Below are 25,735 nucleotides of genomic sequence, written 5' to 3'. Positions count from 1 at the left end.
ATGACAAAAGTGACCATTTTAGGGGCCAACGGACAAATCGCTCGATTGGTAGAGCAACATTTTATAAATCATGCAGATGTTCAAATGAACTTATTTGCACGGGATACTGATCGCTTACCTTCAGACATCCAAAATGCCATGAATACTGAAATAATTGAAGGGGATGTTAATCATTATCATGCTGTTTTTGAGGCAATTGCTGAATCAGACATGGTATATGCTAATTTGGGCGGGCAATTTACACCTATGGTCCGTAATATCGTAAAGGCCATGAATGAGGCTAACGTTACCCGACTCATTTATGTCACAGGCCTCGGCCTTTATCATGAAGTTCCAGATCCTTTTGGAACATGGCTCGAACAATCCGTTGGACATGCTGTCATGGAAGATACACGTACAGCCGCGCAATTAATTGAAAACAATCTAGCTATTGATTACACAATCATTCGGGCTGCATATATGTCAAATAATGATATGATTGATTATGAGTTAACAAATGGGGATGAACCATTTAAAGGAACAACGATTTCACGAGCAAGTATTGCCAACTTGATTGAAGAAATCATCCTTCATCCAAATGAACATAAAAATGAAAGTCTAGGTATTTCACAGCCAGGAACAGACGGTGACACACCTATTTACAAATAAGCATGTACGAGGGAAAAACGTGGATAAAACATACCATATTGGTGAATTTTCTACTCTAGTGAATACTTCATCATATACCATTCGCTATTATGAAAAAGAAGGGTTGTTAAAACCAAATAAAGAAAATGGTCAACGTATTTATGATGATCATGATGTACTCTGGTTTCAGTTTCTACAGCATCTGAAAGGCGCCGGATTAAGCCTTTTTGAGATGAAACAATATGTGGACTGGCGATCACAAGGCGACTGTACAATTGAACAACGCCAAAATTTATTAAAAACCAAACGCAACGAATTAGAAGAACAAATTCGACTTCAACAAGAACATCTACAAATAGTGACTGACAAAATTGACTTCTATGATGCTCAAAAAAATCATACGGTAACGACTGATTTTGAAACCTTTAGAAAACAACAACATGCGGACTAAGTAATAAGCATAACAATTGTAAAAAGAAGCATGCGTATTAAACAGTAAATACGCATGCTTCTTTTGATGATAACAATTTTTTAACACTTATAGCCCATGATAGCCATGGTTTTGACACTTTTTGGCACATATGCTAAACTACCTAAACTATTAAGAAAAGGAGCACAGCTTTTATGTTTAACATGACTGTAACTCAAATGGATATTGTAATGCGCCGAGAGGCACTTGCAAAATAAACAACATACATGCAATTTGCCTCTCATAAGTTTTTTAAAAACTTTTGGAGGATAATAAATTGACTACATTTAATTTAAAAAATATTGGTTTCACAGATGACGAACTTACTAACTCAGACACCAACCAGGTGATTGGCCGTGTATCGTCACAAGCTCAAAACATCTACAAGGTATTGACTGAACAAGGGGAATTGTACGCCAAAATATCGGGTAAATTCTTATATGATGCTTCAAAACTATCAGATTATCCAGCTGTAGGTGACTTTGTCAGCTTGGATGTCCCTGATTCAACACAAAATGGTATCATTCACCAAGTTCTGCCACGTAAAAGCAGTCTATCCCGTCAAAGCGCTGGTAATTCGACAGACGAACAATTAATCGCCACAAACATTGACATGATTTTCATTTGCATGTCTTTGAATGAGGATTATAATTTAAGGCGGCTAGAACGTTATCTCGCGATTGCATGGGATAGTGGGGCTTTACCTTATATCGTTTTAACAAAGACTGATTTATGCCATGATCTTACTGAAAAGCTATTTGAAATTTCACAAATTGCCCTTGGTGTAGACATTATATGTACCACTAATACATCAACTGACGGGTATCAGGACATTGAAAAACATCTAGAAGTAGGGAAGACGTCCGCATTTATTGGTTCATCCGGGGTTGGAAAATCAACCATTATTAATCATTTCATCAACGACGCTCAGATTAACACTGATGGTCTACGTAATGATGATAAAGGTCGCCATACAACGACTCAGCGTGATCTTTATGTATTGCCTAATGAACTGGGGATGGTGATTGATACACCTGGTATGCGTGAACTTGGTATTGGAGGTACTAATGTCTCTAAGTCATTTGAAGATATTGAATCATTAGCACTTCAGTGTAAATTTAATGACTGTTCTCATACAACTGAACCAAAGTGTGCGATTAAATTCGCAATTAAAAACGGTCAGCTATCTGAAGAACGCTTTAAGAGCTATCAAAAGCTTCAGTTAGAATCGCAATATGACGGTATGAATGCAAAAATGATTGAACAAACAAAGCTTAACCGCATGTTTGGTGGGAAAAAAGCAATGAAAAACTTCTTACGAGAAAATCAGCATTAGTTAACAACTGCTATTGCAAGATAAAGCCAAATACACATAACAACATAAAAGCACATTGTCGGAATGATTCTGACAATGTGCTTTTTATTTATAGTGATTCTCTATTCTCAAAAGTTGCTGGTATTTGAGTTTTAATTATTTCTATTTGTTCATCATTATTTAGTACATCTAAAACTTTATTAACAGCTGTCTTCCCAATTGTTACAGGAGATTGGACGATTGCAGATAAAGCAGGGGTGATTAAGTCCGCAAAACCATTATCATCATAACCGATAACGCCAACATCTTCCGGAAATTGAATATTGTTTGATCGAAGAACTCGAATTGCTTCCCACAAAAGTTCTCCATTAAGTGCATATAATGCAGAGTTTGCATTATTTTCAATTTCAGCAATGATTAGTGGTTTCCAATCTGGATTTTTATCCACATCAACAATTAATGCAGTCATATTAGACGATTCGATGCTTTTCAATAAACCATTGATACGATTTTTTCGACTACTAATATTCTCAGCATTGTTAGTGAGTAGTATGACATGTTTATAATGCTTTTCTCTCAAAATTTCGCCAACTTCAAATGACTTATTAAAATTATCAGAAACAACTGCTGGCCAAATATGTTCATCAATATAACGATCAACTTGTATGGTAACAATCTTTGAATCAATGAGATTTTGGTATTGAGATGCCATATTAGTTAGTGGTTGGATGATAACACCATCAACATCGTCAGCAATTAATTTTTGAATATTTTGCTTTTCAATTTTAGTAGAGTTATCAGCATCCATAATAATTACTTGATAAGGCAAATCAGCTAATTCATCATTAATTCCTTTCAAAAGTCTAGAGGTATACGGATTTGAAATATCCGCAACTGAAATCCCAATCAAATAAGACCGATGATTTTTTAAGGATTGAGCTCGTCGATTAGGAGAGTAGTTTAATTCATCTATCGTGTTTGCAATTCTTTGTTTAGTTTCTTCTGACATATTTTCATACTTTTGATTCAAAAATCTTGAAACAGTTGTTTTAGAAACATTTGCAGCTTTAGCTATGTCATTAATAGTTAATTTCTTTTCCATAATACCTAAGTATACACCAAAAATAGATCTAAAAACATTTGACAAGTATGGTGGAAGCGTTTACACTATCTCTTGTAAACCGGTTTCCGAAAACGGTACACCAAAATAAGCTGTTTTGATGTACAAAAATGGGGGATTTTATTATGAATTCAAACAGCATCAAGATTGAACCAAATGAGTTTGCAATGGCTTTTATCAAGTCGTTACATTTAGACTCATCATCTAAAGCAATTGAACAACTGGCCAAAGATGATTTAGCAGCTTACTTATCTGCATATTTTCTGATTGAACGATTTAATAACTTAGATGCACAAAACTTTAATTCAAATTCAGAATTAGATTGGCATCAATTATCTTTTACTGAACTACTTAATAAAGTTAGTGCACTCAATAAATATTAAGGCGGCTATTATGCGAAAAGAGCAAATTGTATTAAATAATTTAGTTTTCAATAAAGAACATGCAGCAGGAGAGAAACAAATCACAATGCTTCAAAATGCTTTAGACTTTGGCATTACGAGCGTTGAAATTAGAAGAGAATATTTCTATGATATTGCTTCAGAAATGAATGATATTAAAAAATTTGCTGAGGAAAATGACATTAAATTATTCTACTCAGTACCTGAAGCGTTATTTATTAATAACGAATTAAACGCTGAATTAGAAACTTACTTTGATGAAGCAGAACAAATGGGAATTTATGCAATCAAATTCAATATCGGGGAATTTAATGAGATTACTACTGACGAACTTGCAACTTTGAATCAATTTACCACTCGCTTAGATCAAGTAAATATTGAGAATAATCAAATTAAATCAATGGGCAGTGTTGCGGCTATTGAACGATTTATGAAACTTATGATTGATAATCATATTTCAATTGGCTACGTATACGACATGGGTAATTGGCGTTATGTTTCTGACAATGAATTAAGCGCAGCACGAGCATTGGCTGGTTTTGTCAAATATATTCACGTTAAAGATGCTATTGGGACTGGAAATCAGACAAAAACAGTTCCTTTAGGAGAAGGCCATATTCATTGGCGTAATATCCTAAATATTTTGCCAAAAGATGTGCCAGTTGCCATTGAATATCCTGTTACTTCATCAGAACAAATTACTGATGGTATTAACAAATTGCAAACAGGAGTATAGCTATGGCGAATATTATCATTAGTTCTTTATTACTATTAACATTCATTGGATTTATTTTCTACATTGTTAAAGGCGGCAATCTAATGATTGGTTTCTTTGTAATGGCAATCTTGTGGTCAATTATTGGTCTTGTACCATTTAGTACAGTCATGCAAAAGGTTATTGCACAGCCTGCCTTAGATTATGGACCAACCATTATTTACATTGTATTTGGATCATGGTTTGGGAGAGTTTTAGTTGATACAGGTATCGCTGGGTCAATTTCTTCAAAGACGCAAATACTTGGAAAAAAGGCACCTGTCTTAGCAACAATTGTCATCGTCTTAGTTACCGTATTAATCTTTTCATCTGCATATGGTGTTGGGTCCGTTATGGCGATTGGCGTCATCTTAATTCCAATTTTGCTTTCAATTGGTGTTCCTAAGAAAATTGCTATTCCCGTATTTACAATGTCAATTGGTGCAGCAATGTATATTAACGTTGTTTTGTTCAACCAAATTAAAGTTTTTTTCCCATCAGTTAACTATTCTGGAAAGTATCTAGCTTTTGGTATTACTGCAATGATTGTCCAATTAATTGGAATTATCATATTTGTCCTTCTTCACAGTAAAAGCATTAAAGACGATCACTATGATGTAATTGAAGGGGCGCAACAAAACGATGTTACTGAACACGTACATCCGATTACCTATGTTATTCCTATTTTGCCAGTTGTATTTAATTTGTTATTCAAATGGGATGCTATTCCAGCATTGTTAGTTTCAACATTAATTGCTTTATTACTGACCGGAAGAATGAAAAGCTATACTGGTTTAGTTGAATTTGTTAATAAAACAACTAGCCGTGCAATTAATGATATTTCTGGCCTAATTATGTTCTTGATGTCATTAATTATGTTCGTTGGTGCAGCTACGATTAATGTTCCAAGATTTAAAGGATTAATTGAAATCATTTTGCCTCATAGTACTTTAGTCCTTGCGTTAGCTTTTGGAATTCTTGCGCCATTAGCATTATTTAGAGGCCCATTACATGTGTGGGGAGCAGGGGCTGCTACTGCATCAGTATTGGCTGCAACCAATACATTTAATCCAATGTTCTTACTTCCATTATTCTATACAGTAAGTATCATGGCCGTTTCAATTGACTTAACGCAATCTTGGAATACATGGGCCCTTACTTATTCTAAATTAGATGCTAAGACTTATTTAAAAATGGGAATACCTGTTATGTGGATTGTAAGTATTGTTAACACGCTACTTGTATTCTTATTCTTTGGCCGTTAAAACGGCATATCATTATTTATTTTGAGGAGAATTTTATCATGACTGAACTCTTAACATTAGGAGAACCTATCGTTACTTTTGCTTCAACAGATGTTGATAAAGGCTTAGTTGATAGTATCAATTACTATAAATTATTAGGTGGAGCTGAATTAAACGTTATGATTGGTGCCAATCGCTTGGGCCATTCAACTGAATATATTTCACAAGTTGGAGAGGATCCATTAGGTACTTATGCCATTGAAAACATTGAGAAATTTGGTGTTGGAACTTCATACATTTCTTCAGATTCAAATAATTGGACTGCTTTCCAATTAAAAGATCGTGTTTCCTTTGGTGATCCAAAAACATTTAACTTCCGTAAAAACTCTGCAGCTGCTCATTTAGAAAAAGACGTTATCGATACTATTGACTTAAACGGTGTCAAGATAGCACATCTATCAGGTATTTTCCCTGCAATTTCTGACACAGCAAAAGAAACATTTGAATATTTTGCCCAAACAATGCTGAAAAATTCAATCCTTACGACTTTTGATCCTAATTTGCGACCAGCATTATGGGAATCAAAAGAAACAATGGTTACAACAATCAATGAACTTGCAAAATATGGAAACATTGTCATGCCAGGCATTGAAGAGGGTGAAATTTTGATGGGATCTCGTGATCCCCAGGAAATTGCTGATTTTTACTTAAATAATAGTGATATAACGCAAACAGTTATCGTAAAAATTGGCCCCGCAGGTGCGTACATCAAGAACAAACACGATGAAACTGGTATTAATGTGCCTGGTTTCAAAGTAGATCACGTCATTGATACTGTAGGAGCAGGTGATGGATTTGCATTAGGTGTTATCACCGCATTACTGGAGGGCTTAGATTTAACAAGTGCCGTTGAAAGAGGAAATGCGGTTGGTGCTTTACAAGTGCAAACACCAGGTGACAACGACGGTTACCCAACATTATCAGAATTAGAAACTTTCTTAGATTCAAACAAATAAAGGAGAAAACAAATTATGTCAGAACAAGTTGTATATTTACCAGATGATATTCCAGCAGATGGAAAACAAATCTTAGAAGCCGCAAATCTTAAAGTTGTTGTTGGAAACGGGCGTGCACGTGAGTTAATGATGACAGAAGGGGCCGATGCAAGTGCTGTTATTATTGGTACTCAGAAATTTGATGCCGAAATTATGGATAGTATGCCTAACTTGAAGGTTATTGCACGGAATGGTGTTGGTTATGACTCAGTCGATATTGATGCTGCAACTAAACGTGGTATTCAAGTTGTTAATACACCAACAGCATTATCTGGGTCTGTTGCCGAAACTGCTGTTACTGAATTACTAACGATTAGTAAAAATATTTATCAAGATTCAAAAGCTTTAAATGAAGGAAATTGGAATTATCGTAAGACACACCTTGGACGTGATGTATACGGAAAGACTGTTGGTATCTTAGGATTTGGCCGTATTGGTCAAGAGGTTGCACAAAAACTTTCTGGTTTTGGTGTGAATATTATTGCCGTTGATCCTTTTGCTAAAGAAACAGAAAATGTAAAACTTGTTGAACGTGATTACTTATTTAAGAACGCCGATTATATCATGGTTCATTTACCTGCTATTCCGGCAACCGAACATTCAATTGGTAAAGCAGAATTTGATATGATGAAAGTTGATGCTTACTTGATTAATATGGCTCGTGGAAGTATTTTAGTTGAAGAAGACCTAGTTAATGCACTAAAGAATCATGACATTGCGGGGGCTGCCTTAGATGTCTTTGAAGAAGAACCACTTCCAATAACCAACCCATTAGTTGGATTAGAAAATGTCCTTCTTACACCACATATCGCTTCAAATACTGTTGAAACAAAGAGCCGTATGGCTATTGATGCTTCAAACGATATTGTAAGCATCTTGAATGGTGAAGAACCAAAGTACAAAGTTAATAAGTTGTAAAATATGTAAAAGCGCTAGGATCAATGTCCTGGTGTTTTTTATTTTTTTGATAATCACACAAGCTAATCGCAAAAACTATGGATTGAATAACAGATTTTGACGCATTTATGGCTAGTCCGGTCAAGATTCAATTACAATGGGTGGATTCAGTAGTGAGTCATTTTATAGGTATTATTAGCACATCTAATAGCGTCTAAGTAGCTATTTAGCTAGAACACAATTAGATGGGATAAAGCTTATCATAAAGCATGTTTAGCACGTATACGATACATGAATAATAAGCACAAAACACAAACTGTTTAATACTCAAAACTGTCTAAGTAACTGATATATAGCTACTTAGACAGTTTTTTGTCTGAAGTTATTTAAAGATAACAATTGTGGTTTTAACGTTGCTGCGATTACTAATATTCAACAATGTATTTGAAGGAGTCATCAAGTTCTAAGTTAACAGTGCAACTAAGCGCAGAGAATGTTTTACATTTTTTTAGCGCGACTGCTTCAACTTTTTTTAAAATGAATAAGGTTTAAAAAACATTGAAAAGGGGTTATACAATTTCACTTACTATTTCTTCTTTATTCTAGTTTACATAATATATATTATCGTTAGTTGCATGGTGGTGATAATTTTACCATCAATCATGAATTGCTTTAAAATTTAAACTGGATAAAAAACAACAGACTATGGATTAAAAATTCATAGTCTGTTACTTTTTCTGATTTTTCATTTGAAACAAATATATAAAATATATATATGAAACCACAACCATAAATCAAAAAAATAATCATTAAGCTAAGTAAAATAAACATGAATAACCTCCTAAATATTAGAACTTTTTTTATTGAAATAAGTGAGTAATTTGATTAAGCCAAGTTTGCCGTTTTTCAGGTTTACTATTTTTAACCATGTTAAAACTCTTCCACTTAACATTCTTAAGTCCACTTTTCTTTAACGTTCCTTTTATAAGAGCCTTCTTAATAGCATTCCCATAAATTAAACTATAGATAGGTTTTGGTGTATTCATTGTCGTGATGACAGTCGTTGATTTCAAATTATCTAATGTAGCATCCATAAAGTAGCCTGATTTTGTATAGTTGAAAGTAGAACCAGGGAAAATCACTTTATCAATAAAACCTTTAGTCATAGCTGGCATGAGTTCCCACCAAATTGGGAAAATAAATACTAAATGATCAGCTTGTTTTATTCTTTCTACATACTGTTTTGACTGTTCATCAACCATTTCATGCTTAGTAAATGCTTGTAAATCTTGAGACGACATAACAGGATTAAAGTTATCCTTATCTAAATCAATAATATCAATTTCATTACCACTTTTTTGTATACTCTCTTTTAGGGCTTCTAAGATTCCATGACAAAAGCTTCCATCATATGGATGGTTATAAACAACTACAAATTTCATAATTAAATTCCTCCGAATATATTTATCTCTTACTCGATAAATATAGTTTAGAAGCAAATCAATTATGGGGCATTAACATATGTTAACGTTTTGAATCATAAATTCTTTTTTTTATTCTACTCAGCGAAACAGATGTTATACCTAAATAAGAAGCAATATAATGATCCGGAACACGTCTCATATTGTCTCCTTCGACTTGAATTAGTGCTTTATATCTATCTTCTGGCTTATCTTTAATTCGAGATAGAAAATAATTTGTGTAGGCAATAAACCGATGAGCGATTTGTTTGGTAATCAAATTTTCAATTTCTGGGTATTGTGTAATTAATAGATTTAAATTTGCTTTATTAAGTACATAAACGTTACTATCTTCTAAAGCATCGATTGAAAATTTACTTGGTTCATTTAAATATAAACTTTCAAAAGAACTAACCCCTTGCCCTTCAAAAAAGAACTGTACCGTTATGTCTTTCCCCTCGTAGTTATTCCATAATCGAAGAATGCCTTTTTCAACAATAAAGCATGCGTTTGCAACATCACCTTCATTTAGTAAAATTTCATGAGATTTTACTGATTTTTTTGTACAATACTGCTTAATATCTGAAAATTTGAGATTACTATCCTCAATTAAATCAAAAAATGTATTTGGCATCTTATTCGAACCTCTTTATGACTTTTAAATACAATCCTACAATATATATTATATATTGTACGCAACTAAATAAAATATACCAAAAACTGTTTTACAACAACAATCAAGAAATTTAAACATTGCTTCTTATTTTGTATAGTTTCATGACCATGTATGTGTTCATTCATCAACAATTGATAATTTTCGATTTTATACCCACTCCACCACGAATCTATTCCTTTTTCCTAATGTAGCCCCTTTTGTTGATTATACACTGGTTGCGTCACGTACTCTTGAATCAATTTTGCATATGTACGACCGCACCACCATCATCTTGTTTTTCTAAAATGAAAGCATTACTCTCTTCAACTGCAGACTCTTTCTCTAATCAGCGTCACGTGTTCCCTTAAATTTCTCATTCTATACACTCCTAGATTCATATAGTTACCTAGCCTATTTCGTATATGATTTAAGATACATTTATACGTACAATAATGGTCAAACTAGAAAAAATTTTTATCAATATAAATTATTTTAAAAACCTATTCATATAACAGCTTTCTATTGATTAGAATGATTAAAAGTATATAATAGATTAAGAGTATATAAACTAGTGGTTTTTATATAAATAAATCATTAGAACAACTTATGTCAATCATTTATGTGTACATAAGTTAATTTTATAGTTATTACTGTGTATTTCTTGTAAAAGAATAAATTTCAGACGCCGTTAAATAATACTATAACGTCTGAAAACACATATTAGAGACGTAATAAAGGGGATAATTTTAGAGATATGAAAAAAGTGTATATGTTAGTTCATGGAATTGCTTTGGGAAAAGGTGGCATGACATCTGCCATGCTGGTACGTAGTCACTATTTCTACAACCATAATATACAAGGTGACCTAGTTACCCTCGATTACAATCCTGACTATCCAGAAATTATCGCGACTCTGAAAAAAAACAAAATGGATGAGCGCACAAATATGATTAATATGTTCCAATATTTTGATCAAGATTCACTTACTGGGACAATCAATGATAATCAAACAGAAGATTCATATCTTCAAACATTAGAAACTTACATTAAAATCCCTAAAGATAATACGGCTCGTTTCTTTGACAAAGATACTGGAAATTATGCATGTTATGTTCGTTTTGAAGGTAATCATATTAAGATAATTGATGAAATGAATAATGCGAAGCGATCAAAACGAATTCATTTCATCAATGGCTTAGTTAGTCATATTGAATATTTCAACGAAAACAATAAGAAACATTACGAAGTTTTCTTTAATGCTGAAGGACATCCATATCTTTCTCGCCAATGTAATGCTAAAACAGGAACTATTGGTAGTTGCTTCGTATTATCTCGTAATAAGCATTTTGCAAATAATATCGAACTGTCTCAATACTTTTTAAATGACATCGTCGACGACGAAACAAGTATCATCTGTGATGGACCAGGAAGTTTCCGAAAGATTCTTGGTTTAGAAAATAAAAACGTTAAATTATTTGCAGTGCTACATGCTCGTCATTTCGAGAACTGGGCTGATACTAAAACATTCAAACCAGACTTAAAATTCATTTTGGATAATGCCGACAAAATCGATGGTGTTATTACGCTAACTGAGGGTCAGAAACAAGATATCCAAAGAGATTTTAATATCCAAAATATCTACACCATTCCAAATTTCATCACATTAAACAGTGAACCAGATCACACTTACGGATCAAAAGTTGTTGGAACTATCTCAAGATTTAGCAAGGAAAAAGGTTTCGATCGGATGCTTGATGTTGCAAAGATTGTGAGTGACTTAGACCCTACAATCCAATTCCATCTATATGGTAGCGGTAACTACTTGGATCCAACTGCAGCAAAAATTAAAAAACTGCATCTTGAAAATTCAGTTACTCTTAAAGGATATACTTCTAATCCGATTAAGACGCTACAAGATTTTGACTTAGTTATTTCAGCAAGTCATTACGAGGGTCAAGGATTGAGTATGATTGAAGCAATGGAACAAAAGGTTCCAGTTGTCGCTTTTGACATCCAATATGGTCCTTCCGACTTTATCAATGATCAACAAAACAGTTACTTAATTGATGATGGTGATATTAACGCTATGGCTATTCAAATTGTAAAGGCTCTAAATACTCCTGACCAACTTGAAAAGATGGGACTGCAAGCACGAAAAGATATTACTGCTATGTATAACCCTGACAATATTATGAGTAAGTGGCATAACATTTTAAACTAATAAAAAAGGACGTTACGGAAAATACGTAGCGTCCTTTTTTAGCCTCTATCGCTTATTAATTACAAACATAAATGCAAAGTTCAACAATTGTCACGTGTCACATTGCTTGTTCTGTTTCCATTAGTGACCTCAATTCATTGATTGCTGTATCAATCATATTCAAAAAATTGGTACATACGACTCCTTCTTCTACAGATCTTTCTCCCCATTTTTTTGTATCCCCTCTTTTAGAGGCATTTTAGATATCCTGACAAAAACCTCTGTCATATCGGTGTTTTCACTTTTCTATTAGCACAAATCCGGTCTTTAATGTCTACTTATCTATTTACATATGAAATCAAAAAATCCCATTCCAATTTATCGATTGGAATGGGATTTTTAATTAAATAAAGTTAAACCAAATCTTTATATGTTAGTACTTTTGGTTTATATGGTTCTAATTCGTTGTTAGCAACCTTTTCTTCGATTTTCTCAATAAACACGTCAATTGGATCATCAAATCGAATCGTATCAAAATCAGCAAAACCATATTGCCACCACTTAAGTTCCATTAACTTTTCAATATCTTTTTCTGGGAATCGATATTTAATAACTTTCGCTGGAACACCGCCAACCACAGCATATGGTGGAACATCTTTAGTAACAAGAGATCCAGCAGCAATAATAGCGCCATCTCCAACTGTTACACCAGTCGACACAAAACGAACATCTTGTCCAACCCAAACGTCATTTCCAATTACAATTGGACTGCTATTTTTGTTCGGATTTTCTACCAAATCAAATGAAACATCATTTTCCGCCAAGTAATCATTAAATGCTGTCACTTGACTATCATAAGTTAACATTGAAGTTGTAAAACGATCAACCGGGTGATTTCCAAACATTCTAGTCACGTTATGCGCAATTGAAGAATAGCGACCAACTACTGAATTCACTGGTAATGAACTATTTGTTGAGGTAAATGCGCCAATTGACATGAACCAATTTCCTTGGAGAACCATTGAATATGGCTCGACAATGCTGTTGACCCCCATTTGGAACACACCATTTCGTTTAAAACGTTGAATGTTTGTTTTATTTCGTGGTGCCGTATAGATATGATGTTCCTTCAAGATGCGCTCATTTTCCTCGGTAAACTTAAAATTTGCACGCTGATGAGACATTGAAGTTGTTAAACCATCCGTAAAAAAAGTGACACCATTAATTATGCTAGTCATCGACTAATCCTTCCTTTGCAAGACTACAAATAACTTGTCAGTTTACTTTTCAAGTGTAAAAGCAATCTTTCCTGTTTCACCATTAGTTATTGCTCGGAACTCAATCTTATTCCCATTCTTTTTCAATGAATACAAGAATGTGTTTCCATTTTTAACATTCTGAGTTGTTAAAACATTTTGATTTTTGGCATTCTTTCCATTTGTTGCAGGGACCATATAGTATTCAGTTTTATCAAGCTTAAGCTTATTATTTTCAACTGTCGCATTTTTTACTTTTGAAGAACTGTGAACTTTGTACTTACCATGTGGCAATTGCGTTGTCGTCCCAGTATTAATGCTCAATTTTTCTTGGCGTTCATGATACACTCCGTACACTGCCCCCAATAAAGCAACAACTAATAAACCAATTACTGTATTTTTAACTACGTCCTTTGACATTTTAGAATCTCCTTAGATCTTTAATACTTTAACAATACTCCTGTTAGTATACAACCGTGAGAGTTAATAATCAAGAACTCAACCCTTCAACATACAGAGTACTTAAAAGTATTATTAAGTTCATTCAAAAAATCCGTGTTTTTTCATTATATGAACACAATAAATAAAAATGATTTTCCAATGCTTTTAAAATAAAAAAGACTAATGATTGACATTAGCCTTTTCCTACCTTGTTCCAGGTTAATCTACTTTTTCAAATAATACATAATACATTGGCTTGTTGAATGTGTCTTGTTCTTTATCAACAACTTTGTAATTTTGAGATAAATCAGGACGTAAATGTTCGTCAACCTGTCTCAAAGCTTTTCGCTTAAGCATAGCATTACTGTCTGATTCATCCAAATTATTATTTTTGACTCTGACTACAACGAAATCGGTCTTTTTTGTAGCTAAGCTTTCTTGAAGGTCATCGTACATCTTCGGGAATTGATCATAATTCATATTTAATCTGTGGAAATATTTAGTAGTTGGTATAATATCAGCCGCCAAGTAAAATCCACCATCTAAAGAGTTCACCTGTAACAGGGTTGGCTTATCGTATCCCTTATGCATTCTTTTCGCAAATTTACGTTGCGCTTTCCATTGGTTTTCACCATTGATAGATGTTGTTGTCCCTCTAACCACATAATTTAAAATATTACTATTATTGATAAATGGCATAAGTAAAATACAAAAAGCTGTCAGAAACTTAAATGTAAACATACTTTGTTGTGTTGTGTTCTTATCTACAACATATGGCAAGTATTTAATCAAGAATATTAGTGCTACGGCAAAATAAGACATTATGATTAACGCATAATAATGCATAATTGCAGCACCGATTGTGATAAATACCAAACTTCCGATAAACGTTACCATTTCGATAATTATTGGACGACTATTCTTAATTGAAATAAACCAACTAGTTAAAATAATTAATAGGATTATCCAGTGTGACCACAACATTCTTGCTATTTGGATCGCAATAAACATACTTTTGCTAATAATATTATTTTGCTGTACTAATCCATTATAAACTGGTGTTGTATAGCCAGTTAAATTTTGAACAAAGTAATAGTCAATTAATCCGTTTAATCCATGCACTGCTATATAAAATGACAAAACAAGGGCTGTGATTGTTAAAAAGCCTAAAAGTGAAAAAATAATAACTTTAAATAATTGCTTAAAATCTAATTTCCATAATAATAGTATACCAACAGTTAAAAAGAAGAAAACATAACTACCGGCCAGTGTATATTTAGACCAGAAAAGCAGGCTCATATTCAATCCAAGCAAATAATATGTTCCTGGTCTTATATGCGTAACATTTTCCCTGGCCGTTCCCAGAACGACTAGTAGATACAAAACGGATGCAAACCCAAATTCTTCTGGAGATCCCCCTTGTGAAAAAGCAGACGTCGTTAAAAGTGCCACTGGACCAACTAAGCTCACCCAGTATGGCGACATCGTTTCAACATTTACCGCCTTCACTAGTTTGAATGATAGGGCATAAATGATAAAGACATTGATTAACTCAATAATATACAGTCCTAAAAAACTATTTGATTTTATCAAAGCTGCAAAAGCATAGATAAAATACATTATTGGGCCGCGTTGATCTACAATGTCTTTCATTGGAATTGTGCCTTGCAATAAACTTCTTCCCATTGTAAGCATTGCATTTGTATCATTCCATTGATTGGTTTTATAGATTGGGGAAGCACCTGAAACAACCGTCACTAAAATTAAACAAATCATTAACGGGATGACAAGTGGTTTGATTCTCTTTAAATTCAACATTTTTCCGACTCCATCATTTTATCTAGCTCGTATCAGTAATTTTTTACACTAATAGTTAATTATACCCCCGTTTTAAAGGTATATCAATTTACTATTTTTAACTTAGTCGTAGCCCCCTACTTCCTATAGTCTATCTATGCCTTTATTATGAATTCACACCTTTACTTGCATGGTATACTCACATTATATCGTATTACTTTAAGGAGAAATTTCTTATGACTAGAGAATCCCAATTTATCTCAGTATATGCAGAATTATTAAATCAATTTTCATTAATCAATCAAGTACAAGGTAAATCTTATTTTGGAAATTTAAAACATTCTGAAATTGAAATGATTGCACTTATCGGTGATTTAACAGATCCAAATGTAACTGAATTAGCAGCAAAGTCTAATATGACACGTGGCGGTGTGACTAAATTAGTAAATAAACTAATTGAAAAGACTTTTATTGAGGATTATCAAAGTGAAGTTAATCAAAAAACGAGATTACTTAGACTAACTCAAACAGGAAAAGACATTTATACAAAACATCATGAATTCTTAGGTAGTATTAACGAACGAGATGCGTCTATTTTTAATAGCTTAACAGATGAAGATTTCCAAACAATCATTTCATTTGGGAAAAAATTAACAGATCATTTAAATGATTTAAATTAATTTAGTTGACAAGGAAACAAAAAACTCCTATTATTTATTTTGTTGACAAGGAAACAAAAAAATAATAGGAGTTTTTATATGAACCATAAACAATCTGAAACTTTACCAAATGAATATAAAAAAATTGCTTGGATTCTAGTGCTTGGCATTATGGCGCCAATGCTAGATTCAACTATGGTAAATATGGGTATAAACCAATTAGCAAGTGCCTTTCAAAAGCCATTAGATGCAATGCAATGGGTGATTACCGCATACATTTTAGCAATGGGAGCTGCGATTCCCTTCTCCAGTTGGTTAGTAGAACATTATTCGGGAACGCTAGTTTATTTTTGGGCAGAAGTTACTTTTGGCATCGCCTCGTTATTTGCTGGTTTAGCATGGAATGTTGATAGTTTAATCGTCTTTAGAATTTTTCAAGGTTTTGCTGCCGGTATGTTAATGCCAATCATGTTTACATTGCTAGCTGATTTATTTGGCGGCAACAATATGGGAAAAGCTATGGCAATCATTGGATTACCAATGACGCTTGGTCCGATGCTTGGTCCGATTATTGGTGGTGTAATTATTGATTTATTTTCATGGCGCTGGATGTTCCTAGTAAATATCCCAATCATGATCATTGCATGCTATGCCCTTTACAAGTATGTTCCTCAAGTTTCACCTAAAAATAAAAATGCAACATTTGATTTCATTGGTGTCGTTCTATTACTATTAGCATCTACTCTAATCGTGTATGGCATTGTCACAACAAGTCATTTAGGAACGTTTTGGAACTTAAGCACATTAAGCTGGATTGGTTCCGGTATCATATTCTCGATACTCTATATCTTGTATGCATTGAAAAAAACAGATGCCGTTTTACCATTACGCTTATTTACTCACCGCAATTATTCTGGAGCAATGATTATTAATTTGTTAGCTGGATTTGTGACAACTGGTCCCATCCTCTTACTTCCCTTGTACCTACAAGATGTAAGACATGATTCCATTTTAATTGCTTCATTGGCATTGATTCCGCAAAGCATTGGTATGTTAGTTTCACGTGGTTTAATTGGTAAAATGATAGACAACATTGGAGCTAAATGGGTTGTCATCGTTGGAACGATTTTGACATTTCTAACGACAATCCCCTTCGCTTACGTTACTGCAACAACAAGTTATCTAAGCATTGGAATGATTTTGTTTATTAGAGGAATCGGTGGCGCTGCCATTAAGTCAGCTGTTCAAGCCGATACATTTGTCGGTATCGCTAAAAAAGAATCAGCGGCATCTTCTTTAGGATCTAAACTCTTTGAACAACTAGGAAACGCTTTAGGTGTTGCTGTTGTCGCAACTGTTGTATCAAGTTACCTCGCATCAAATCAGATTGTAGAAAAAGCACAATTATTAGATGCCTATCACCTTGGATTTTTCGTTACGGCTGGATTAGGATTTTTAATTATTCTGCCAGCATTTATGCTAACAGATCGAACAAAAGCTTAAAACGGATAAGCAGAAACGATATATACAATTATTTTCAAATAACAAAAAAGTCTATTTTCAGCACACCTACTGAAAATAGACTTTTTCATATAAATTATTTTTATTAAACTGCGTATTAATTAATATTCAGGTATCCATTCAGCTTGCTTCACTGCAGCTTGAATGTCTGATAACGTTTGACGATTGATTCCTTCATCAACGGCTTCTTGAGCCACCGCCACCGCAACACGTTCTGACATTTCTCGCAAGCTTGATACGGGAGGCAATACTGGTGCCCCAGGTTGACTAGCATCCACCATTCCACCTAATGCATGCGCTGCAGCAGAAATCATACCGTCTGACAAAACCTTAGCTTGTGAAACGATTGTTCCAAGTCCAAGTCCTGGATAAACAAGCATATTATTTGCTTGCCCAATGTCATATTTAACACCATTGTATGTAACTGGGTCTACCGGAACACCGGCTGCAACAAGCGCCTTTCCATCTGACCACTTAAGAATGTCATCTGGCATGGCTTCATGCAAACGCGTTGGATTTGACAATGGGAAAATTTTTGGATGAGGCGTATTTGCAACCATTTCGGTCACAATTTCTTGTGTAAATGAACCTGGATTTGTCGATGTTCCAACAAGGACAGTTGGTTTCACAGCTTTAACAACCGCAGTTAAATTGGTCAACTCGCTCGCATTTTCAAATTCTGATTTTGAACGTGCAAAAGGTCGTTGTTCGTCAGTTAATGTGTCGTCGTCATCAAATAACAAACCTTGCTTATCAACCATATAGAAACGCTGACGTGCTTCTTCTTCAGTAAGTCCTTGTTGCATAAATTCAGCCAGCACACGATTTGCAATACCAGTTCCAGCAGAGCCTGCACCATAGGTCAAATAGATTTGATCTTTAATGTCTTCACCTGTAATGGCTAATGCCCCGAGAACCGCAGCTGTTACCACAATTCCGGTTCCTTGAATATCATCATTAAAGGTTGGCCAATCTGCTTTATACGTGTTCAAAATCTTAGTTGCCGTTGATCGACCAAAGTCCTCAAAATGTAGGTACATATGTGGAAATAGATTTTGTGCTGTTTTAACAAATTTATCAACGAAGGCGAAATAATCATCACCACGGTCACGAGCCTGACTGTTACCAAGATAGCCTTCATCATCCAATAAACTTTGACGATCTGTTCCCGCATCAATTGAAACAGGCAACACACGACTGGGATCAATTCCTGCAGCAGCTGTGTAAACCATTAATTTACCCACGGCAATATCGACACCTTGCACACCCCAATCACCGATACCTAAAATTCCCTCTGCATCAGTAACAACCATCAATTCGATGTCACGACCATCGGCTGCATTTTCTAAAGTTGCTTCAATATTTTCAGGATGATTAATATCCAAGAATGCTGCATTTTGTGGATTCACAAACAAGTCTGAATAATTTTCAATCGAATCGGCAATTGTTGGATCATAAACAACTGGCATGAATTCTGCCACATGCTTATCTAGTAAATTAAAGAATAATGTTCGATTTTCGTTGAAAATTTGTGATAAGTACAAATGCTTTTCTAAATTGGTTTGTTTTGCTTGGTATTGCTTATAAGCTTGATCAGCTTGTTCATCAATTGTTTGCACATGACTAGGGAGTAGTCCTGTTAGCCCCAAAGTGTTTCTTTCTTGCTCCGTAAAAGCCGTACCTTTATTCATAAATGGGTTATTCAATACTTCATATCCACGCATTTTCACGCCTCCATTATTATTAGTGCTTGTGTTCATACATTGATTGTAGTTGGTCATAAATTTTATAGTCAAACGACCATGTTATAATAAATTATACTTATATGACAGGAGGACTTTCATGAATATTAATGATTTAAAATACTTTGTGCTTTTAGCAGATAAACATTCTTTTACTGCCGTTGCCAATCATTTTTCAATCACGCAGCCAAGCGTGACATATGCAATTAAGCGATTAGAAAAACACTTTGGTGCGAGTCTAATTATCCGTGATCAGTCCCACAAAACTGTTACCTTAACGTCTGCTGGAACAACTTTATATTTAGCTGCTCAAAAAATTTTAGCTGAATACAATTTTGCTCAATCAGAAATCACACTTCAAACCGAGCAAAAAATTACCATTGGTCTACCACCCATCATTGCGACTTATTATGCCGACCAAATCAGTTATTTATTACTGAGTCATCACCTCATTGAACACGTTCAAACACTTGAAGAAGGCAGTATTAATCTGTTAGATAAAGTCAATTTAGGTCAATTAGATATGGCATTAATTGGTGCTCCCAGCGAACCAAAGGGACTAAAAGATGTTAAAATTCAAAAGATTAATTCATATCCGTTTGTTTTAATTAGTGCTGATAAACAAGCGCCTGATGAATTATCTTTCAAAGACTTAGACAAACAAAACTTTATTTTATTAAACGAAAGTTTTGTCCATCATGCTGTTTTTAATGAACTGAGTGAGAAGTATCAGATACATCCAACCGTCAGTTATCAAACAAGTAATTTAGCGCTCTTAAAAAATCTCGTCCGCCAACATGGTGGTATGAGTTTTATCACGCCGTTGGCACTGAATGATAATGATGCTGACCTCAAGCAAATCAACTTAACTGACCCCGATATCCCGACTTTTAATGTCTATGCTATCAGTCGACTTCAAGCTAATCCATTAACTGATGAAATCGAACAGCTACTTAATACATTGCATTAACAAAGCAAACTAAAAAAGCGGATCCAATTCGGATCCGCTTTTTAGTGTTTATAAAACAAAATGAATTAAGGGTGGCACTTCTGCTGTTTTTGAAATTTCAATATGCGCCGCTAAATCAGCCAATTCTTGAGATACATCTGCCTTATTCGCATGTAAAGTTAAAATAGGCTCTCCTGCTACAACAGCATCCCCCAGTTTCTTATGCATCGTAATGCCAACGCTATAATCAATCTGATCTTCCTTCGTTGCACGACCACCACCTAGGGCCAATGCTGCCATCCCTAGCGCATCAGCATCAAACTGACTAATTTTTCCTGTTTGGGTGGCTTTTAGATCAATATCATATTTTGCTAATGGCATTAAAGCATAATCATCTATCACCGCCGGATTGCCACCTTGTGCAATAATCATCGCTTCAAATTTTGCTAAAGCTGCTCCAGTATTAAGTGTATCTAATAGTTGTTGGCGTGCTTGCACTTCATCACTCGCTTTACCGGCCATAACAACCATTGGTGCGCCTAAACTAAGGCACAATTCAATCAGATCGTCCGGCCCTTGTCCCTTTAACATTTCAATGGTTTCGACAATTTCCAAACGATTTCCAATTTCACGACCAAGCGGCTGGTTCATGTCTGAAATAACCGCTCGCATTTGTAATCCTGCGGCTTCACCTATATTGATTAGAGATTCAGCTAACGCTTTAGATGCCTCTGGTGTTTTCATAAATGCCCCAGAACCGGTTTTCACATCAAGTACTAGTGCATCATTACCCGTCGCTAACTTTTTGGACATAATCGAACTTGATATCAAAGAAATTGAATCAACAGTTGCCGTAACATCTCTTAATGCATAAATCTTACGATCTGCTGGTGCAATATCGCCAGTAGCGGACACAATTGCTGTCCCCACATGTCGAATTTGGTCTTTAAATTCAGCTTCTGATAAATCAACGCGAAAACCTGGAATTGACTCTAACTTATCTAGGGTCCCACCTGTATGTCCCAGTCCACGGCCTGAAATCATGGGTACTTTAATATCAAGTGCTGCCACCATGGATGCTAACGGTAAACTCGTCTTATCTCCAACGCCCCCTGTTGAATGTTTATCAACTTTAATCCCAGGAATATCGGACAAATCTAAAACGTCCCCTGATTGCATCATAGCATTCGTTAAAGCAGTTCGTTCATCAATATTCATTTCATTGAAAAATACCGCCATTAAAAAAGCACTCATTTGATAATCAGGAATATGTCCCGCTGTATAGGCTTCAATAATATAGTTGATTTCAGCTGTTGTTAAGGCAGACCCATTCCGTTTTTTCATTAAAAGCTCAACCATTTTCATTTTAATCACCTTCAGCTAGAATTTTAAGCTTGTTTCCAATGCAACCAACATCATGTCTTTGAAACTAGTTTGTCGTTCTTGCGCTGATAAGGCTTCATCACGATAAATATGATCTGATGCAGTTAAAATATCCAACGCTCTAAACTTTAATTTTGAACCGAGTAGGTATAATCCGGCTGCTTCCATTTCTGTTCCTAATACGCCGTAGTCCTTTAACTTATCCATATCAATTTCGTCATTATAGAATCGGTCGGCTGCAAAAATATTTCCTACCTTTACTGGCACATTCATTGCTTGTGCTTGATGGTAGGCTGTATCAAGCAATTCAAAGTCTGGTAATGCTGACCAGTAAATGCCCGGTCCAAAAGTCTGAGCAATCACAGCAGAATCAGTTGATGCACCAGATGCCAAAACAACATCCCCCAACGCAATATTGTCAGCCATAGCGCCAAATGAGCCCACACGGATAATATTCTTCACACCAAAGGCTGAGACTAACTCGTTAATGTAAATTGACATGGACGGAATTCCCATTCCAGAACCTTGTACCGAGATACGCTTTCCTTTATACGTGCCAGTGAAGCCTAACGCGCCACGCACTTCATTTACTTGCACAACGTCTTCTAAAAATGTATCAGCAATAAATTTAGCTCGGAGTGGATCACCCGGTAAAAGCACAGTTTCTGCGTAATCGCCCATTTTTGCATTAATATGTGTTGTCATGATTGTCCCTCTTAATTTTCTTGATTGATTGCTGTCAAAAAACTCTTTCCAAATGGGCCAGCTGGCACATTGAAATTCTCCAAAATGGTTTGCCCAAAATCAGAAAATGTCGTACGTAAATCCAATGTTTCACCATGTTGCATTGATGGTGAATAAGCCAAAAGTGGCACTAATTCACGGGTATGATCAGTCCCTTTAAATCCAGGGTCATTTCCGTGATCTGCCGTCATGATGAGTAAATCATCTGGTTTTAATGCATCCAAAACATGACCTAAACGTTGATCAAAGGCCATCAAAGCATTTCCCATACCAATTGGGTCACGTCGATGTCCATACATCGCATCAAAATCAACAAGATTCGTAAAACAAAAACCAGTAAATGCTTGTTCCAAAGCTTGATCAACATGATCCATACCGTCCATATTTGACTCAGTATGGTAGCCTTCTGTAATACCTTCTCCTGAAAAAATATCGTTAATCTTTCCGATACCAATTACTTTAACACCCGCATCTGTCAAACGATTTAAGTCAGTAACGCCCGTTGGCTTAAGCGTAAAATCATGTCTGTTTGATGTGCGCGTGTAACTTTCAGCATCTAATCCAATAAATGGCCGGGCAATCACGCGTCCGATTAAATTAGGGGCTTCATTCACTAAGCTTCGAGCATATTCACAAATACGATACAATTCCTCAACGGGAATGACTGACTCGTGAGCTGCAATTTGTAAGACAGAATCACCAGATGTATAGACAATTAAGGCCTTTTGCGCCACAGCTTCATCGCCATAGTCTCGAATAACATCCGTTCCTGAATAGGGCTTATTCACTAAAATCGGATGTTTAGAAAATTCAGCTAGTTTAGTGATTAAATCATCTGGAAACCCCTCCGGATATGTGGCGAGTTCCGTTTCAACAGGCAAACCCATCATTTCCCAATGGCCATCCATACTATCTTTACCTGCCGAATTTTCTTGCATCCTTCCAAAATATCCCATTGGTTCTGCAATGGGGCTCACCCCTGGAATCGGGTTGTCGGTCCTTATATTTCCTAACCCTAACCGCTGTAAATTGGGTAATGACCAATCACCTGCAAAGGCTGCGCCAATATGTCCAAGCGTATCTGATCCAACATCACCATACTTTTCAGCATCCGGTGCCGCACCAATACCAACAGAATCTAAAACAATCCCAAAAATTCGCTTATATGCCATATTTCTCACTCTTCCTAACTTGTAAACGCTTACATTATCAAGCTAAATAAAAGGTAGATCCAAATCTACCTCAGTAAAAAATTAATAATTTCCAGTTGCGGTTTGATCATTCATAATCGCAACTGATGCACTAACACCTAATCGTGTGGCGCCAGCATCAATCATTGCTTGTGCATCTTGGCGTGAATGAATGCCACCAGAAGCCTTTACGCCTAAGTCAGGCCCAACCGTTTCACGCATTAATTTCACATCTTCCACCTTAGCACCACCAGTTGAAAAACCAGTTGATGTCTTAACAAAATCAGCCCCACCATCAAGCGTAGCTTGACTTGCAGCAATGATTTCATCATTGGTTAATAAGGCCGTTTCGATAATGACCTTTAGAATGGCACCATGTTCATGCGCTGCAGTCGCTAACTGTTGAATTTCATCTGTCACCATATCAGTTTTGCCAGCTTTTAGTTCACCAACATTAATGACCATATCCACTTCATTTGCACCATTTTCGATGGCATCAATTGTTTCCGCAACCTTAATGGCTGTTGTATTAGCCCCCAATGGGAACCCAATTACTGTACAAGTCGCAACCTCTGTACCGCGCAATGCCTCAGCAACTGTTGAAACCCAGTAAGGATTAATACATACAGATGCAAAGTTATATTGCTTGGCTTCAGCAACAATTTGTAGCACTTGTTCACGTGTAGCATCAGCTTTTAAAAGGGTGTGGTCCATCGTACGCGCCAATGATTCCAATGTTGTCATAACTCTATCTCCTCTATGGAACTTTTTATGAGAATGCCCAAATTCTCGATCGCTAACAGTCTCCACACCTCGTCACTGTCACCCACAGCGCTCGCAAAGAAAACGCTTACATTGAAATTATATCAATTTCTAAAGCTCTGTCAAATAGTCATTGTTGCAAATTTATTCAATTCGAAAACACACATCAATTGGCCTCCTATCTAAATTCTGTTAATTATTGGAACCAATCATAACTTTAGCGTCGCTTCCGTCACGCTTTACAAGTTACGCCATTAATAAATAAAAACTAGCTGACTGTATACCCCCTTAATGAGTAATAACTGTCTACTCCTATCAAAAATCATTAATGACATATTGTTTATAATTTCATTTAATGCTTTTCTTCAGTCTGATAATTGTGTAAAATAATCTTAAACGTGACAACTAAGCGTATACAAAATAATCGCTTAGTTAAGTTAGCAATATTTCCAAATTGTGGAAATATTCTTAAAAAATTAAAAACATGCACCGATAATAATGACTACGTGTAAAACTGATTCACGTTAAAAGCTGTTGGAGTGAGTAGAATTATGGGAAAAGAAGTAAGAGATGGCGATGGTGTTGTCTACGTCGAAAAAAAGCCATGGTATAAGAAGGTTTGGGTTTGGATTTTAGGAATCTTGTTGGCGCTTTTGATTGTGATTGTTGCTGGTGTTGGGGCCGGAACATATGCCATCTTCAAATCATCTGATTCAAGTACTGTATCAAGTACCCGTTCAAGTAGTACTGCATCAAGTCGGACTGCATCAAGTACCAGTGCAAGCAGCACAGAAAACCATGATGAAGTCGCCACTGCAGATGGTAAAGGTGTTTCTAAAGAGGAATTCCAAAGCATCATGGATGGTTATGATAACTTAAATAAACATATTAAAGAGTTAAACCGCAAAGTAGACTCGATGTCTGAAGCTGAAAAGCAAAATGCTAGCATCGACCTACTTCAAGAACAAAATGCTGTAACTGCACTCCAAGTTGATTTACAAGATGAACTTAGTGCATCTCAAACCATGAGAATTACAAATAAATCAGTCAATATTTTGCAAAGCTATGAAGAATTATCAGATAAATTAAATTAG

24 protein-coding genes are annotated in these 25,735 nt (G+C 35.3%); 13 read left to right on the top strand and 11 right to left on the bottom strand.

What is annotated here, in order from left to right:
- From IV67_RS05290 to rsgA, 3 genes are all read left to right on the top strand, one after another.
- Positions 1–648 carry an NAD(P)H-binding protein gene (locus IV67_RS05290; RefSeq protein WP_057787848.1) on the top strand — a complete coding sequence of 216 codons (648 nt, stop codon included), beginning with the start codon at positions 1–3 and terminating at the stop codon, positions 646–648.
- Positions 649–667: 19 nt separating this feature from the next.
- Positions 668–1,078 (top strand): MerR family transcriptional regulator, encoded by a 411-nt coding sequence (locus tag IV67_RS05285; RefSeq protein ID WP_057787846.1) that lies wholly within the window; start codon positions 668–670, stop codon positions 1,076–1,078.
- A gap of 295 nt (positions 1,079–1,373) precedes the next feature.
- Positions 1,374–2,432, top strand: a complete 1,059-nt coding sequence (gene rsgA / locus IV67_RS05280; protein ID WP_057787844.1) for a ribosome small subunit-dependent GTPase A — start codon at positions 1,374–1,376, stop codon at positions 2,430–2,432.
- 88 nt (positions 2,433–2,520) lie between these two features.
- Here rsgA and IV67_RS05275 read toward each other — a convergent pair whose 3' ends face one another.
- Positions 2,521–3,513: a LacI family DNA-binding transcriptional regulator gene (locus IV67_RS05275; RefSeq protein ID WP_057787842.1), complete on the bottom strand. Its 993-nt coding sequence runs from the start codon at positions 3,511–3,513 to the stop codon at positions 2,521–2,523.
- A 143-nt stretch (positions 3,514–3,656) separates the two neighbouring features.
- Here IV67_RS05275 and IV67_RS05270 point away from each other — a divergent pair, with 143 nt between their 5' ends.
- The 5 genes from IV67_RS05270 to IV67_RS05250 are packed head-to-tail and all read left to right on the top strand — an operon-like array spanning position 3,657 to position 7,903.
- Entirely contained in the window at positions 3,657–3,914 is a 258-nt protein-coding gene (locus tag IV67_RS05270; protein WP_057787840.1) for a hypothetical protein, read from the top strand.
- Positions 3,915–3,924: 10 nt separating this feature from the next.
- Positions 3,925–4,668, top strand: coding sequence for a sugar phosphate isomerase/epimerase family protein (locus IV67_RS05265; RefSeq protein WP_057787837.1), 744 nt, complete (start codon positions 3,925–3,927; stop codon positions 4,666–4,668).
- Between the two features lie 2 nt (positions 4,669–4,670).
- A complete protein-coding gene (locus IV67_RS05260) occupies positions 4,671–5,951 on the top strand; it encodes a hypothetical protein (protein WP_057787835.1) in 1,281 nt (426 codons plus the stop codon).
- A 38-nt stretch (positions 5,952–5,989) separates the two neighbouring features.
- The gene (locus IV67_RS05255) at positions 5,990–6,946 is read left to right on the top strand and encodes a sugar kinase (RefSeq protein ID WP_057787833.1); all 957 of its coding nucleotides are present in this window, start codon (positions 5,990–5,992) and stop codon (positions 6,944–6,946) included.
- Between the two features lie 15 nt (positions 6,947–6,961).
- Positions 6,962–7,903: a phosphoglycerate dehydrogenase gene (locus IV67_RS05250; RefSeq protein ID WP_057787831.1), complete on the top strand. Its 942-nt coding sequence runs from the start codon at positions 6,962–6,964 to the stop codon at positions 7,901–7,903.
- Positions 7,904–8,742: 839 nt separating this feature from the next.
- Here IV67_RS05250 and IV67_RS05245 read toward each other — a convergent pair.
- Both IV67_RS05245 and IV67_RS05240 read right to left on the bottom strand, forming a co-directional pair.
- Complete coding sequence (locus IV67_RS05245) at positions 8,743–9,324, bottom strand: NAD(P)H-dependent oxidoreductase (RefSeq protein ID WP_057787829.1); 582 nt, start codon at positions 9,322–9,324, stop codon at positions 8,743–8,745.
- Between the two features lie 82 nt (positions 9,325–9,406).
- Positions 9,407–9,976, bottom strand: a complete 570-nt coding sequence (locus tag IV67_RS05240; protein ID WP_057787828.1) for a Crp/Fnr family transcriptional regulator — start codon at positions 9,974–9,976, stop codon at positions 9,407–9,409.
- Positions 9,977–10,751: 775 nt separating this feature from the next.
- Here IV67_RS05240 and IV67_RS05235 point away from each other — a divergent pair.
- Positions 10,752–12,218 carry a glycosyltransferase gene (locus IV67_RS05235; RefSeq protein ID WP_057787826.1) on the top strand — a complete coding sequence of 489 codons (1,467 nt, stop codon included), beginning with the start codon at positions 10,752–10,754 and terminating at the stop codon, positions 12,216–12,218.
- Between the two features lie 392 nt (positions 12,219–12,610).
- Here IV67_RS05235 and IV67_RS09575 read toward each other — a convergent pair whose 3' ends face one another.
- From IV67_RS09575 to IV67_RS05220, 3 genes are all read right to left on the bottom strand, one after another.
- Positions 12,611–13,435 (bottom strand): CatB-related O-acetyltransferase, encoded by an 825-nt coding sequence (locus IV67_RS09575; protein WP_057787824.1) that lies wholly within the window; start codon positions 13,433–13,435, stop codon positions 12,611–12,613.
- Between the two features lie 42 nt (positions 13,436–13,477).
- A complete protein-coding gene (locus tag IV67_RS05225) occupies positions 13,478–13,873 on the bottom strand; it encodes a hypothetical protein (RefSeq protein WP_057787822.1) in 396 nt (131 codons plus the stop codon).
- 240 nt (positions 13,874–14,113) lie between these two features.
- Positions 14,114–15,712 (bottom strand): hypothetical protein, encoded by a 1,599-nt coding sequence (locus IV67_RS05220; RefSeq protein ID WP_057787819.1) that lies wholly within the window; start codon positions 15,710–15,712, stop codon positions 14,114–14,116.
- Between the two features lie 215 nt (positions 15,713–15,927).
- Between IV67_RS05220 and IV67_RS05215 the strand changes: the two genes are divergently transcribed.
- Together IV67_RS05215 and IV67_RS05210 are read left to right on the top strand one after the other, a co-directional pair.
- Positions 15,928–16,371 (top strand): MarR family winged helix-turn-helix transcriptional regulator, encoded by a 444-nt coding sequence (locus IV67_RS05215; RefSeq protein ID WP_057787817.1) that lies wholly within the window; start codon positions 15,928–15,930, stop codon positions 16,369–16,371.
- 78 nt (positions 16,372–16,449) lie between these two features.
- Complete coding sequence (locus IV67_RS05210) at positions 16,450–17,853, top strand: DHA2 family efflux MFS transporter permease subunit (protein WP_057787816.1); 1,404 nt, start codon at positions 16,450–16,452, stop codon at positions 17,851–17,853.
- A 119-nt stretch (positions 17,854–17,972) separates the two neighbouring features.
- Here IV67_RS05210 and IV67_RS05205 read toward each other — a convergent pair whose 3' ends face one another.
- Complete coding sequence (locus tag IV67_RS05205; RefSeq protein ID WP_083486681.1) at positions 17,973–19,631, bottom strand: malolactic enzyme; 1,659 nt, start codon at positions 19,629–19,631, stop codon at positions 17,973–17,975.
- A gap of 82 nt (positions 19,632–19,713) precedes the next feature.
- Between IV67_RS05205 and IV67_RS05200 the strand changes: the two genes are divergently transcribed.
- On the top strand, positions 19,714–20,583 hold the full coding sequence (locus IV67_RS05200) for a LysR family transcriptional regulator (RefSeq protein ID WP_057787812.1): 870 nt from the start codon (positions 19,714–19,716) through the stop codon (positions 20,581–20,583).
- A 48-nt stretch (positions 20,584–20,631) separates the two neighbouring features.
- Here the strand turns inward: IV67_RS05200 and IV67_RS05195 are convergent, their stop codons facing one another.
- The 4 genes from IV67_RS05195 to deoC all read right to left on the bottom strand — a co-directional run bounded on the left by IV67_RS05195 (position 20,632) and on the right by deoC (position 24,623).
- Positions 20,632–21,927 (bottom strand): pyrimidine-nucleoside phosphorylase, encoded by a 1,296-nt coding sequence (locus IV67_RS05195; RefSeq protein ID WP_057787810.1) that lies wholly within the window; start codon positions 21,925–21,927, stop codon positions 20,632–20,634.
- Between the two features lie 15 nt (positions 21,928–21,942).
- Positions 21,943–22,650, bottom strand: a complete 708-nt coding sequence (gene deoD, locus IV67_RS05190; protein WP_057787808.1) for a purine-nucleoside phosphorylase — start codon at positions 22,648–22,650, stop codon at positions 21,943–21,945.
- Positions 22,651–22,661: 11 nt separating this feature from the next.
- The gene (locus IV67_RS05185; RefSeq protein ID WP_057787806.1) at positions 22,662–23,861 is read right to left on the bottom strand and encodes a phosphopentomutase; all 1,200 of its coding nucleotides are present in this window, start codon (positions 23,859–23,861) and stop codon (positions 22,662–22,664) included.
- A gap of 81 nt (positions 23,862–23,942) precedes the next feature.
- Positions 23,943–24,623 carry a deoxyribose-phosphate aldolase gene (deoC, locus tag IV67_RS05180; RefSeq protein WP_057787804.1) on the bottom strand — a complete coding sequence of 227 codons (681 nt, stop codon included), beginning with the start codon at positions 24,621–24,623 and terminating at the stop codon, positions 23,943–23,945.
- Positions 24,624–25,192: 569 nt separating this feature from the next.
- Here deoC and IV67_RS05175 point away from each other — a divergent pair.
- A complete protein-coding gene (locus tag IV67_RS05175) occupies positions 25,193–25,735 on the top strand; it encodes a hypothetical protein (RefSeq protein ID WP_057787802.1) in 543 nt (180 codons plus the stop codon).

Source organism: Weissella minor, assembly GCF_001437425.1.
In the GTDB taxonomy this organism is placed as follows: domain Bacteria; phylum Bacillota; class Bacilli; order Lactobacillales; family Lactobacillaceae; genus Weissella; species Weissella minor.
This window is presented reverse-complemented; position numbering and strand designations above follow the sequence as displayed.